General features: G+C 68.4%; 10 protein-coding genes. 2 read left to right on the plus strand and 8 right to left on the minus strand.

Features of this window, described 5'->3' with window-relative positions; genetic code table 11:
- The 3 genes from VF612_RS11775 to rpsL all read right to left on the minus strand — a co-directional run.
- A partial coding sequence (locus VF612_RS11775) for a GTP-binding protein (protein ID WP_408660045.1) occupies positions 1-185 on the minus strand: 185 nt, incomplete at its 3' end.
- 57 nt (positions 186-242) lie between these two features.
- On the minus strand, positions 243-713 hold the full coding sequence (rpsG, locus tag VF612_RS11780; protein ID WP_408660046.1) for a 30S ribosomal protein S7: 471 nt from the start codon (positions 711-713) through the stop codon (positions 243-245).
- A gap of 33 nt (positions 714-746) precedes the next feature.
- Positions 747-1,121, minus strand: a complete 375-nt coding sequence (gene rpsL, locus VF612_RS11785) for a 30S ribosomal protein S12 (RefSeq protein ID WP_408653508.1) — start codon at positions 1,119-1,121, stop codon at positions 747-749.
- Between the two features lie 585 nt (positions 1,122-1,706).
- Here rpsL and VF612_RS11790 point away from each other — a divergent pair.
- On the plus strand, positions 1,707-1,913 hold the full coding sequence (locus VF612_RS11790; protein WP_408660047.1) for a cold-shock protein: 207 nt from the start codon (positions 1,707-1,709) through the stop codon (positions 1,911-1,913).
- A 149-nt stretch (positions 1,914-2,062) separates the two neighbouring features.
- Positions 2,063-2,464: a hypothetical protein gene (locus VF612_RS11795; protein ID WP_408660048.1), complete on the plus strand. Its 402-nt coding sequence runs from the start codon at positions 2,063-2,065 to the stop codon at positions 2,462-2,464.
- A 188-nt stretch (positions 2,465-2,652) separates the two neighbouring features.
- Here VF612_RS11795 and VF612_RS11800 read toward each other — a convergent pair whose 3' ends face one another.
- The 5 genes from VF612_RS11800 to VF612_RS11820 all read right to left on the minus strand — a co-directional run bounded on the left by VF612_RS11800 (position 2,653) and on the right by VF612_RS11820 (position 13,218).
- The gene (locus tag VF612_RS11800) at positions 2,653-6,552 is read right to left on the minus strand and encodes a DNA-directed RNA polymerase subunit beta' (protein ID WP_408660049.1); all 3,900 of its coding nucleotides are present in this window, start codon (positions 6,550-6,552) and stop codon (positions 2,653-2,655) included.
- Between the two features lie 90 nt (positions 6,553-6,642).
- Entirely contained in the window at positions 6,643-10,095 is a 3,453-nt protein-coding gene (locus VF612_RS11805) for a DNA-directed RNA polymerase subunit beta (protein ID WP_408660050.1), read from the minus strand.
- Positions 10,096-10,506: 411 nt separating this feature from the next.
- Complete coding sequence (locus tag VF612_RS11810; protein ID WP_408660051.1) at positions 10,507-11,391, minus strand: hypothetical protein; 885 nt, start codon at positions 11,389-11,391, stop codon at positions 10,507-10,509.
- On the minus strand, positions 11,388-11,909 hold the full coding sequence (locus tag VF612_RS11815; RefSeq protein ID WP_408660052.1) for a hypothetical protein: 522 nt from the start codon (positions 11,907-11,909) through the stop codon (positions 11,388-11,390). Before VF612_RS11815 ends, VF612_RS11810 begins: the two co-directional genes overlap by 4 nt.
- 28 nt (positions 11,910-11,937) lie before the next feature.
- Entirely contained in the window at positions 11,938-13,218 is a 1,281-nt protein-coding gene (locus tag VF612_RS11820; protein WP_408660053.1) for an MCE family protein, read from the minus strand.
- Between the last annotated feature and the right edge of the window lie 4 nt (positions 13,219-13,222).

The following is a 13,222-nucleotide window of genomic DNA, read 5'->3' on the forward strand; positions in this document are numbered from 1 at the left end:
GTGATGCCGCGCTCCTGCTCCTGCTCCATCCAGTCCATGGTGGCTGCGCCGTCGTGGACCTCACCGATCTTGTAGTTGATGCCGGTGTAGTACAGGATCCGCTCGGTAGTGGTGGTCTTGCCCGCGTCGATATGCGCCATGATCCCGATGTTGCGGGTCCTGGCGAGCTCAACGTTGTTGGCCATCATTCCTCTTCATGTCAGTGCGGGCTGGCGCCTGGACGCCGTCCCGAGGGCGGGCTGCTACCAGCGGTAGTGCGCGAAGGCCTTGTTCGACTCGGCCATCTTGTGGGTGTCCTCACGACGCTTGACGCTGGCGCCCAGGCCGTTGCTGGCATCGAGCAGCTCGTTCATCAAGCGCTCGGTCATGGTCTTCTCCCGGCGAGCGCGGGAATAGCCGACCAGCCAGCGCAGGGCCAGCGTGGTCTGGCGCGGGGTGCGGACCTCGACCGGAACCTGGTAGGTCGCGCCACCGACGCGGCGGCTGCGTACCTCCAGGGTCGGCTTGACGTTGTCCAGCGCCCGCTTGAGGGTGACCACCGGGTCGGTGCCGTTCTTCTCCCGGCAGCCTTCCAGCGCGCCGTACACGATGCTCTCGGCGGTGGACCGCTTGCCGTCGGTCAGGATCTTGTTGACCAGCTGGGTCACCAGCGGCGAGGCGTACACCGGGTCGACCACGAGGGGGCGACGCGGAGCGGGGCCCTTACGAGGCATGCTTGATCTCCTTGCTCTTCGCGCGAGCGCTCATCAGGACTTCTCCTTCTTCGCGCCGTAACGGCTGCGGGACTGCTTGCGGTTGCGGACACCCTGGGTGTCCAACGAGCCGCGGATGATCTTGTAACGGACGCCGGGCAGGTCCTTCACCCGGCCGCCACGCACCAGCACGATGGAGTGTTCCTGCAGGTTGTGCCCGACCCCGGGGATGTAGGCGGTGACCTCGATGCCACTGGTCAGCCGGACGCGAGCGACCTTGCGCAGCGCGGAGTTCGGCTTCTTGGGCGTCGTGGTGTACACACGCGTGCAGACGCCACGCCGCTGCGGAGAGCCCTTCAACGCCGGGGTCTTGGTCTTGCTGATCTTGTCCTGCCGGCCCTTGCGGACCAGCTGCTGGATCGTAGGCATGCGGCCTGCAATCTCCTCATTCGTCTGCGGTACGTCGTGGAGAGATCCCCCGGCGCGCTGGCTTGTCCCCAGCCGCGCCAGGCTCACCGCCCGGCAACGTGTCTGCTCTGCTGTTGTCCCCCTCCGGTCCACGGGGTCGGGCGTGTCGCGCCCCATCCCAGGAGTGTCCGCGGAAAATTCCCCGCAGGACGCCGGACGGCCCCGGCGCATCAGCGACCCGCTTGTTTCAGCAGGCGCCCATGATGCGCGCAGGCGAGCACCCGGAGGCTCCGGGCACAAAGGTAAACAATACCGTTGCCCCGTCCGGGATCAAAATCGGCCCCGGCCCAGGCGCCGGCCTGCCGCGCGGCCCGCCGAAACGGGTCCGCCGACGCCGGTGTGGGGGGTGTTGTACGCCGGGGTGCGCATTCGTGCTACGGTTTCCGTGGTTGCAGTTGCAGTTTTCCACGATCGTTTCTATGAACGCCCGCGGGTACTAGCAGCGGGCGTTTTGTTCTTCTCGGCTGAACGGCGGGGTACACAAGACGACAACCCGGAGGCCACGCGGTGTGGCCTTCGAACCGCATTCAGCAAGGAGAAAGACACATGGCACAGGGAACCGTCAAATGGTTCAACAGCGAAAAGGGCTTCGGCTTCATCGCTCCGGACGGCGACAACCTCCCCGACGTGTTCGTCCACTACTCGGCGATCGCCGCTGATGGCTACCGGAGCCTGGACGAGAACCAGCGCGTCGAGTTCGAGACCACCCAGGGCCAGAAGGGCCCGCAGGCGGAGAACGTCCGCCCGCTCTAAGGTCTGAGCCTCGCGAAGGGGCCGCACCCGCAAGGGTGCGGTCCCTTTTGCTTTGTCCTGGCCGCCCAGTCGCGCGCGTCAGCCCGCGCGACTGGGCCAGGGCACCCCGTGATCACCGCCCGATCACGCCCGCAGCTACCATCGCCCCCATGCTGAGCCTGTCCTGGGACGCGATCCGGCTGTTCCTCCACGTGCTCGGGGCCACCGTATGGGTCGGCGGGCAGCTGACCCTGGCCGCGCTGGTGCCGGTGCTGCGCAGGCATGGTGGCGAGCTGCCCAAGGCTGCCGCCCGGCAGTTCAACAAGGTCGCCTGGCCCGCCTTCGGGCTGCTGGTGGCGACCGGGATCTGGAACCTGGCAGCCGAGCAGGACGAGCCGTCCGGCCGCTACCGCACCACCCTCACCATCAAGCTGGTGGTCGTTCTCATCTCCGGTGTCGCCGCCTTCCTGCACGCCCGATCGCGCACGAAGGCGGGCCTGGCGGTCTTCGGAGCGCTTACCGCGCTGTCAGCGATCCTTGCCCTGCTGCTGGGCGTGCTGCTCGCCACCTGACCCGCCCGCCCCCCGACCCGCCCGCACTCCTGACCCGCCCGCACCCCGACCCGCCCGCACTCCTGACCCGCCCGCACCGCTGGCGCCCCCACCGCTGACGCCGCGCCCATCACGGCGGGCAGTGACGCTGAAACGGCCGCGGGCCGGTAATCCCCGAGAGGGTTACCGGCCCGCGGTCGCTGCTTGGATCAGCGGAAGTCGTTGTACCCGAAGTCATCGAGCGCAACGGCCTGGCCGCCACCCTGGCCGAAGCCGTAGTAGTCGCTCTCGTCGTAACCGGCCATCGAGAACGCCGCGGCGCGGGCCTCTTCGGTCGGATTGACCTCGACGTTGCGGTACTTGGCGATGCCGGTACCCGCCGGGATCAACTTTCCGATGATCACGTTCTCCTTCAGGCCGACCAGCGAGTCGCTCTTCGCCGAGATCGCGGCGTCGGTCAGCACCCGGGTGGTCTCCTGGAAGGAGGCCGCCGACAACCACGACTCGGTGGCCAGCGAGGCCTTGGTGATGCCCATCAGCACCGGACGACCCGAAGCCGGCTCGCCGCCTTCGGCCACCACCCGGCGGTTCTCCGCCTCGAACTTGGCCCGCTCGATCAGCGAGCCCGGCAGGAACTCGGTGGCGCCGGAGTCGATCACCGTGATGCGCTTGAGCATCTGCCGGATGATCACCTCGATGTGCTTGTCGTGGATCGCCACACCCTGGCTGCGGTAGACCTCCTGGACCTCGCGCACCAGGTGCAGCTGCACCTCGCGCGGGCCCATGATCCGCAGCACGTCGTGCGGGTTGACCGCACCGGCGACCAGCTGCTGGCCCACCTCGACCTGATCGCCGTCAGCGACCAGCAACCGGGCACGACGCAGGATCGGGTACTCGATCTCCTCGGTGCCGTCGTCCGGGGTGATCACGATCTTGCGGCCGGAGCCCTTGCCGGTGCCTTCGACCTCGTCGAGCCGGACCCGGCCGGTGGCCTCGCTGATCGGCGCGACACCCTTGGGCACCCGTGCCTCGAACAGCTCGGCGACCCGGGGCAGGCCGTGGGTGATGTCGTCGCCGGCGATACCGCCGGTGTGGAAGGTACGCATGGTCAGCTGGGTACCGGGCTCGCCGATCGACTGGGCGGCGATGATGCCGACCGCCTCGCCGACGTCCACCAGCTTGCCGGTGGCCAGGGAACGGCCATAGCAGCTGGCGCAGGTGCCCAGCGCCGACTCGCACGTCAGCACGCTGCGCACCCGGACCTCGGACACGCCGCGGGTCACCAGCTCCTCGATCAGGACGTCACCGAGGTCGGAGCCCGAGGCGGCGACGACCACGCCGTCCACCTCGACGTCCTCGGCGAGCACCCGCGCGTAGACGCTGGTCTCGGCGTGGCCGTCCCGGATCAGCTGGCCGTCGGGGCCGGCGGCCGCGATGGCGAGCTTGACGCCACGCTCGGTGCCGCAGTCGTCCTCGCGGATGATGACGTCCTGCGAGACGTCCACCAGCCGACGGGTCAGGTAGCCGGAGTCAGCCGTCCGCAGCGCGGTGTCGGCCAGACCCTTGCGGGCGCCGTGGGTGGAGATGAAGTACTCCAGCACCGACAGGCCCTCACGGAAGTTGGCCTTGATCGGACGCGGGATGATCTCACCCTTGGGGTTGGCCACCAGTCCACGCATGGCCGCGATCTGGCGCATCTGCATCATGTTCCCGCGGGCGCCGGAGTTGACCATGATGTACACCGGGTTGGTCTTGGGGAAGTTGGCTTCCATCTCCTTGGAGACCTCGCCGGTCGCCTTGGTCCAGACCTCGACCAGCTCCTGCCGGCGCTCGTCGACGGTGATGACACCACGCCGGTACTGCTTCTCGATCTTCTCGGCGTCCTTCTCGTACTTGTCGAGGATCTCCGCCTTCCTCGGCGGGGTGACCACATCGTCGATCGCGATGGTGATGCCGGACCGGGTCGCCCAGTAGAAGCCGGCTGCCTTGAGGTTGTCCAGCGCGTGCGCCACGGCGACCTTGGGGTACCGCTCGGCCAGGTCGTTGACGATCTGGCCCAGTTCCTTCTTGGTGACCTCGTAGTTCACGAACCGGTAGTCCGCCGGCAGCGTGTCGTTGAACAGCGTCCGGCCCAGGGTGGTCTCGACCAGCAGCGGCTCACCCGGCTGCCAGCCCTCCGGAGCCACCCACGGCTCGCCGCTGCCGTTGTCGACGCTGGTGACGCCGTGCAGCCGGATCCGGACGGGCGCCTGCAGGCCGAGCGACTTGGCATCGCGCGCCATCAGGGCCTCGGCCGACGAGGAGAACGCCCGGCCGGTGCCTTCCTGGTTCTGCCGGATGGTGGTCAGGTGGTACAGGCCCAGGATCATGTCCTGGGTCGGCATGGTCACCGGACGGCCGTCGGCGGGCTTGAGGATGTTGTTCGTCGACAGCATCAGCACCCGGGCCTCGGCCTGGGCCTCGGCCGACAGCGGCAGGTGCACCGCCATCTGGTCGCCGTCGAAGTCGGCGTTGAACGCGGTGCAGACCAGCGGGTGGATCTGGATCGCCTTGCCCTCGACCAGCTGCGGCTCGAAGGCCTGGATGCCCAGCCGGTGCAGCGTCGGCGCGCGGTTCAGCAGCACCGGGTGCTCCCGGATGACCTCCTCCAGCACGTCCCAGACGACCGGACGGGCCCGCTCCACCATCCGCTTGGCGGACTTGATGTTCTGGGCGTGGCTCAGGTCCACCAGCCGCTTCATGACGAAGGGCTTGAACAGCTCCAGCGCCATCTGCTTGGGCAGGCCGCACTGGTGCAGCTTGAGCTGCGGGCCGACCACGATGACCGAACGGCCGGAGTAGTCGACACGCTTGCCGAGCAGGTTCTGGCGGAACCGGCCCTGCTTGCCCTTGAGCAGGTCCGACAGCGACTTCAGCGGCCGGTTGCCCGGGCCGGTGACCGGACGCCCGCGGCGGCCGTTGTCGAACAGCGCGTCGACGGACTCCTGCAGCATCCGCTTCTCGTTGTTGACGATGATCTCGGGCGCGCCGAGGTCGATCAGCCGCTTGAGCCGGTTGTTGCGGTTGATCACCCGTCGGTACAGGTCGTTGAGGTCGGAGGTGGCGAACCGGCCACCGTCGAGCTGGACCATCGGACGCAGGTCCGGCGGGATCACCGGAACGCAGTCGAGCACCATGCCCTGCGGGGAGTTGGTGGTGTTGAGGAACGAAGCCACCACCCGCAGCCGCTTGAGCGCCCGGATCTTCTTCTGGCCCTTGCCCGAGCGGATGGTCTCCCGCAGCGACTCGGCCTCGGCCTCGAGGTCGAAGCCGGCGATCAGGGTCTGCAGGGACTCAGCGCCCATGCCGCCCTCGAAGTACTCGCCGAACCGGTCGCGCAGCTCGCGGTAGAGCATCTCGTCGGAGATCAGCTGCTTGACGTCGAGCTTGCGGAAGGTGTCCATCACCTCGTCGAGGCGGTCGATCTCCCGCTGCGCCCGGTCGCGGAGCTGGCGCATCTCGCGCTCGCCACCCTCGCGGACCTTGCGCCGGACGTCGCTCTTGGCGCCCTCGGCCTCGAGCTCGGCCAGATCGGCCTCGAGCTTCTTGGCCCGGGCGTCGATGTCGGCGTCCCGGCGCTTCTCCAGGGTGGACTTCTCCGCGCTGATCTCGGCCTCGAGGGTCGGCAGGTCCCGGTGCCGGGTCTCGGTGTCGACCTTGGTGATCAGGTACGCCGCGAAGTAGATGATCTTCTCGAGATCCTTGGGAGCGAGGTCCAGCAGGTAACCCAGCCGGGACGGCACGCCCTTGAAGTACCAGATGTGGGTGACCGGCGCGGCGAGCTCGATGTGGCCCATCCGCTCACGGCGCACCTTGGCACGGGTGACCTCGACGCCGCAGCGCTCGCAGATGATGCCCTTGAAGCGCACCCGCTTGTACTTGCCGCAGTAGCACTCCCAGTCCCGGGTGGGACCGAAGATCTTCTCGCAGAACAGGCCGTCCTTCTCAGGCTTGAGAGTCCGGTAGTTGATGGTTTCGGGCTTCTTGACCTCGCCGTGGGACCACTGACGGATGTCGTCAGCAGTGGCCAGGCCGATACGCAGCTCGTCGAAAACGTTGACGTCGAGCAAGGTTCCTACCTTCTACGTCTGTAAAACCTGTGGGTGTTACGGGTGGCATCCGCCTCCGGCGGCGCAAGCGCGCGCCGCCGGAAGAGCGGACTAGACCTCTTCGACCGAGGACGGCTCGCGCCGGGACAGGTCGATGCCGAGTTCCTCGGCGGCCCGGAAGACGTCGTCGTCGGTGTCGCGCATCTCGACGGCGACCCCGTCGCTGGAGAGCACCTCGACGTTCAGGCACAGCGACTGCAGCTCCTTGAGCAGCACCTTGAACGACTCCGGGATGCCCGGCTCGGGGATGTTCTCGCCCTTGACGATCGCCTCGTACACCTTGACCCGGCCGAGGATGTCGTCGGACTTGATGGTGAGCAGCTCCTGCAGCGCGTAGGCCGCGCCGTAGGCCTGCATCGCCCAGCACTCCATCTCGCCGAAGCGCTGGCCGCCGAACTGCGCCTTACCGCCCAGCGGCTGCTGGGTGATCATCGAGTACGGGCCGGTCGAGCGGGCGTGGATCTTGTCGTCCACCAGGTGCAGCAGCTTGAGGATGTAGACGTAGCCGACCGAGATCGGCTCCGGGAACGGCTCGCCGGAGCGGCCGTCGATCAGCTGCGCCTTGCCGGTGCGGCCGATCAGCTGGTCGCCGTCACGGGTCCGCAGGGTCGAGTCGAGCAGACCGGTGATCTCCTCCTCCCGAGCGCCGTCGAACACCGGCGTCGCGACGTTGCTGCCGGGCTTGCCCATGCGGGCGGGCTCGGGCAACCGGGCCGCCCACTCGGGATCGCCGGCGACCTCCCAGCCGGTCTTGGCGACCCAGCCGAGGTGGGTCTCCAGGACCTGGCCGATGTTCATCCGGCCGGGCACGCCCAGCGGGTTGAGCACGATGTCGACCGGGGTCCCGTCCTTGAGGAACGGCATGTCCTCCGGCGGCAGGATCTTGGCGATGACGCCCTTGTTCCCGTGCCGGCCGGCCAGCTTGTCGCCGTCCTGGATCTTGCGCTTCTGGGCGATGTAGACCCGGACCAGCTCGTTGACGCCCGGCGGCAGCTCGTCGCCGTCCTCGCGGGAGAAGACCCGGACGCCGATGACCTTGCCGGCCTCGCCGTGCGGAACCTTCATCGAGGTGTCGCGGACCTCGCGCGCCTTCTCACCGAAGATCGCGCGGAGCAACCGCTCCTCCGGGGTCAGCTCGGTCTCGCCCTTGGGAGTGACCTTGCCGACCAGCACGTCGCCGGTCACGACGTCCGCGCCGATCCGGATGATGCCGCGCTCGTCGAGATCGGCCAGCACCTCGTCGGAGACGTTCGGGATGTCCCGGGTGATCTCCTCGGCGCCCAGCTTGGTGTCGCGGGCGTCGACCTCGTGCTCCTCGATGTGGATCGAGGTCAGGACGTCGTCCTGCACGATCCGCTGGTTGAGGATGATCGCGTCCTCGTAGTTGTGGCCCTCCCAGGGCATGAACGCCACCAGCAGGTTCTTGCCCAGCGCCATCTCGCCGTTGTCGGTGGACGGGCCGTCGGCCACCACCTGGCCCACCTCGACCCGGTCGCCCTCGCTGACGATCGGCTTCTGGTTGAAGCTGGTGCCCTGGTTGGAGCGGGCGAACTTCGACAGCCGGTAGGTGTTGCGGGTGCCGTCGTCGGCCATCACGGTGATGTAGTCGGCCGAGAGCTCCTCGACCACACCGGCCTTGTCGGCGACGACCACGTCGGCCGCGTCGACCGCGGCGCGCAGCTCCATGCCGGTGCCGACCAGCGGGGCCTCCGAGCGCAGCAGCGGAACGGCCTGGCGCTGCATGTTGGCGCCCATCAGGGCCCGGTTGGCGTCGTCGTGCTCCAGGAACGGGATCATGGCGGTCGCCACCGACACCATCTGGCGCGGCGAGACGTCCATGTAGTCGACCTCGTCCGGTTCGAGCAGCTCGACCTCGCCGCCCTTCTTGCGGCACAGCACCTTGTCCTCGGCGAAGGTTCCCTGGGCGGTGATCAGCGCGTTGGCCTGCGCGATGGTGACCCGGTCCTCCTCGTCAGCGGTGAGGTAGGCGATCTGGTCGGTGACGGCGCCGTTCTCGACCTTGCGGTACGGGGTCTCGACGAACCCGAACGCGTTCACCCGGCCGTAGGAGGCCAGCGACCCGATCAGGCCGATGTTCGGGCCTTCCGGGGTCTCGATCGGGCACATCCGGCCGTAGTGCGACGGGTGGACGTCGCGGACCTCCATGCCGGCCCGGTCCCGCGAGAGGCCACCGGGGCCCAGCGCGGACAGCCGGCGCTTGTGGGTCAGGCCGGCCAGCGGGTTGGTCTGGTCCATGAACTGCGACAGCTGCGACGTCCCGAAGAACTCCTTGATCGAGGCCACCACGGGGCGGATGTTGATCAGGGTCTGCGGCGTGATCGCCTCGACGTCCTGGGTGGTCATCCGCTCGCGGACGACCCGCTCCATCCGGGACAGCCCGACCCGGATCTGGTTCTGGATCAGCTCGCCCACGGTGCGCAGCCGGCGGTTGCCGAAGTGATCGATGTCATCGACCTCGTAGCCGTCCTCGCCGGCGTGCAGCCGGACCAGGTACTCGATGGTCTTGACGATGTCCTCTTCGGTGAGGTTGCCGTGGTTGATGTCGGTGCTGACCTCGAGCTTCTTGTTGGCCTTGTAGCGGCCCACCTTGGCCAGGTCATAGCGCTTGGGGTTGAAGAACAGGTTCTCCAGCAGCGCCTGCGCCGACTCCTTGGTCGGGGGCTCGCCCGGACGCAGCTTGCGGTAGATGTCGAGCAGCGCCTCGTCCTGGCCGGGGATGTGGTCCTTCTCCAGGGTGGCCAGCAGCGTCTCCGACCAGGCGAAGTGCTCCCGGATCCGGTCCGAGCTCCAGCCGAGCGCCTTGAGCAGCACGGTGACGGGCTGGCGGCGCTTGCGGTCGATCCGGACGCCGACCGTGGCCCGCTTGTCGATGTCGAACTCCAGCCAGGCGCCCCGGCTCGGGATCACCTTGACGGAGAAGACGTCCACATCGGAGGTCTTGTCCAGGTTGCGGTCGAAATAGATGCCCGGCGAGCGGACGAGCTGGGAGACGACCACCCGCTCGGTGCCGTTGATGACGAAGGTGCCCTTGCGGGTCATCATCGGGAAGTCGCCCATGAACACCGTCTGGCTCTTGATCTCGCCGGTGGTGTTGTTGGTGAACTCCGCCGTGACGAACAGCGGGGCGGCATAGGTCATGTCCTTGTCCTTGCACTCCTCGATGGAGGCCTTGACGTCCTCGAACCGGGGTGAGGAGAAGGACAGCGACATGGAGCCGGAGAAGTCTTCGATCGGTGAGATCTCACCGAGAATCTCTTCCAGTCCGGATAGCGCGACCAGGCCTGAGGAGCTCGCCTCGCGAGCCTGCCGCTCTTTCCAGGCGGCGTTGCCGATCAGCCAGTCAAAGGATTCCGTTTGCAGAGCCAGCAGATTGGGAACCTCGAGCGGTTCCCTGATCTTGGCGAATGAGGTACGAACAGGGGATCCGGGGATGCCCCCGATCATGCCTTCTGATTCGGACTTACCGGGGCGAGAGACTGCCAAGATGCGTCCTTCCGAGGACTTGGTCCACCGCTGCCCTGCTGGGGTGGACCCGCAGCAATGCAGCTTCTGATCTGTGCGCCGGCCCTGGTGCTACCAGTGTTTTCCGTTCCGTCTCAGACAGCAGGAAGTAGACCCTGTACGGGCCAACGGTTGTTTGAGGGCAGCGCAAATTAGCAGTCTAGCCGAGAACGGCACACCTGTCCAGGCCACCTTTTCCAGTGGCTCTGCCGCGGTCGGGAACGAGCAGCCCGAGCGCCTCTTCGGCCAAGGATCCAGCCGGTTGTTCAGATAGTCAATGGCTCTGCGGGCTTTCAATGCAGTGCACAGACAGGGTGCCCCGCCGGAGGTCCGACGTCAAGCATCCCGGCCATGCCGGTCGCGCCGTGGTCTTCGCGCGGGGTTGGGGCCCCGCTAGATCTGGTCGAACTTGGACACCAGCCACTGATCCCGGACCCGGTCGAGGGTCACCCGGACCCGGAACAGGTCGATCCGGGCCGCGGTGAGCGAGGTGTTGGTGACCTTCTGCTGGCCGAAGACCACCACGGTCACCTGGTTGCCGTCACCCGAGACCGCCTCCACCCCGGCGCCGTCGGTCTGGGCCTGCACGACCGCGTGCACCTTGGTCGCTGTCGGCTTGATCGTGGTGGTCATGGCCTTGACGTAGTCCTCGACCGCCCGGCCGGTCAGCCGGGCCCGGGCCGCGGCGACATCGGCGTCGAAGCGCCGGTAGTCGTAGGACAGGATCAGCGGCACCGCCGTCTTGGCGGTGGACAGCGCCTGCTCGCGCTCGGCCCGGGAGCCCACGTCCGGTGGGGAGGTCAGCAGCCAGCCGTCCAGGGCCGCCAGCGCCAGCACTACGACAGCCAGCGCCGCGAGCAGCCAGGCCGGAACGCGCCGGCCCGCTTCGGCCGCCGAGGGCTGGCGGCTCACCAGGTCGGCGGGCTGGTGGTCGAGGTCGTCGACGTCCGCTGCCTCGGCGGCCTGCTGGGGTTCCTGGGAGGCGGCCGGGGTGGTGTCGGGGTGATCGTCGCCGGTGGTGGCGGGGTCGGCGGGGTGGTCGGTGGGTGCGTGGTCGGTGGTGGCCGTGGCGCTGGCCTGCGGGGCTGCTCCGGCCGGGGCCGGCCGGGGTGAGGGCCTGGGGCGGCGCAGCCCGTCCGGGGCGGCGGCGGCCGCGGTACGGCGGGCCCGCGAGGTCGGCGAGGGACGGGACGCAGTTGGGCTCGTCGACCGGCCCGGCTCGGGAGCCGGAGCGGGAAGGTCGTCGGGGGCCGTGTCCTGGCCGGGACGCTCGGTCATGACACCGACACCGACTGCAGGTCGTCCATCAGCCACTTTCCGTCGATCAGCTTCATGGTCACCTGGGACCGGTTCTGGGCCGCGGTGCTGGACTTGCCCGCCGCATCCACCCGCAGGGTGTCCGAGGCCACCATCACCACGGCGGACTTGCCGTCGAAGCTCACCAATCCGGCGCCCGAGACGGTGGCGCCGGCGTCCTGCTTGAGCTGGGTGAGCCTGGTCTTCAAGGTCGCCTTGTTGGCCTGCCACTGGGTGGCCTTGGCCGGGGTCAGGCCGGCCAGCGCGGCGGTGAAGTCGGCGTCGAAGCTGGCCCGGCGGTAGGTCTGCAGGTTGATCGTCTGCTGCCGTGCGGCGTTGACCGCGGCCAGCTCCGCCGAGCTCAGGTTGCTGGCGCCGTCCCGCTGCTTGGCCAGTCGCAGGACGGTCAGCACGACGGCGGCGACCAGCAGGCCGGCCGCCAGCACGCTCAGCCACAGCAGCGCGGCACGCCGTCCCCCGGCACGCGACCGTCGGGTCATCCGCCGACTCCCTCGATCAGTGCGCCGCTCAGCGCAGGCCACCGGTCAGCAACGGCAGCCATGAGTTGTCCGCCAACAGGCCCGCCCCAGCCATCGAACCGCCGAGCTCGACGGCGGCCGGTCGAGTCGCCGCCCGGGGGAAGACGGTACTCCCGCCACCGGTAGTGACCGGATCACCACCCGGCGTGTTCTGCGCGCCGCGCACACTGGTCACCGAGCCGCGGGGCATCGCGCAGCGCGCCGAGGTGTTGATGGTGCTCGGGCCGGTCTCGCTGGGCCTGCGGATTTTGGTGCCCTCGTAGCCGGCCCGGCAGGACGGCGGGTCATCGACGTTGAAGACCACCCCGAAGTGCGCCGTGCCGTCGCCGGGGGTGACGGTGAAGCCCCCTGCCACGGCCGCCGGGTAGATCACCAGGATGGACTCGATGCCGTCCAGGTGCGACACCATGATCTGGTTGACCGAGGTGAGGTTGGCCAGCAGCAGATCCAGGTTCGACCGGTTGCCCGCCAGGAACCGGCGCACGGTCTCCAGCTCGCCGGGGCCGTCGCTGAGCAGCGCGTTGAGGTCACCGTCGCTGGCCTTGAGCTGCGCGGTCAGCAGGTTGAGGCTGTGCGCCCAGCCCTTGATGGCAGAGCCGGAGTCCAGCTGGGTCTTGAGCACCGTCTGGCCGTTGTCGATCAGCTTCAGCGTCTCCGGCAGCGCCTGCTGGGCCCGGGCCAGCAGCTGGTCGCCGGAATCCAGGAGCGCCTGCAGGTCCGGCCCGCGCCCGCCGAAGGCCTTGCCCAGCTCGCTGATCACGATGTTCAGCTTGGCCGAGTCGATATTGGACACCAGGTCATCGAGGTTCTGCAGGAACACCTGGGTCGCGATCGGCACCTGGCCGGCCTTGGTCAACACCGCCCCGTCGGTGAGGTACGGACCCTCGGTGCTGGTGGGCTCGAGGTTGACGTACTGCTCGCCGACCGCCGAGCGGTCCGAGACGTAGGCCTGGGCATCGATCGGGATCGCGGGCTTGGAACAGCTCTTGAGGTTCAGGTCCACCCGGATGCCGCGGATCTGGCGGCCGTCGGGCCCGGAGTAGTCGAGCAGGTGCAGCTGGCCGACCCTGCCCACCGTGACGCCGCGATAGGTGACCTCGGCGTCGGTGAAGATGCCGCCGGAGTCCGGGAAGTTGGCGCTCACCGTGCAGCCACCCGGGCCGAACAGCGTCGACCCCAGGCCCACGTAGCTGAAGCCGACGTAGCTCACCCCGAGCAGCGACAGCACCACGAACATCAGCAGCTGGATCTTGGTGGATCGCCTGATCACCGCG

Source organism: Jatrophihabitans sp., assembly GCF_036388195.1.
Lineage (GTDB): Bacteria > Actinomycetota > Actinomycetes > Mycobacteriales > Jatrophihabitantaceae > Jatrophihabitans_A.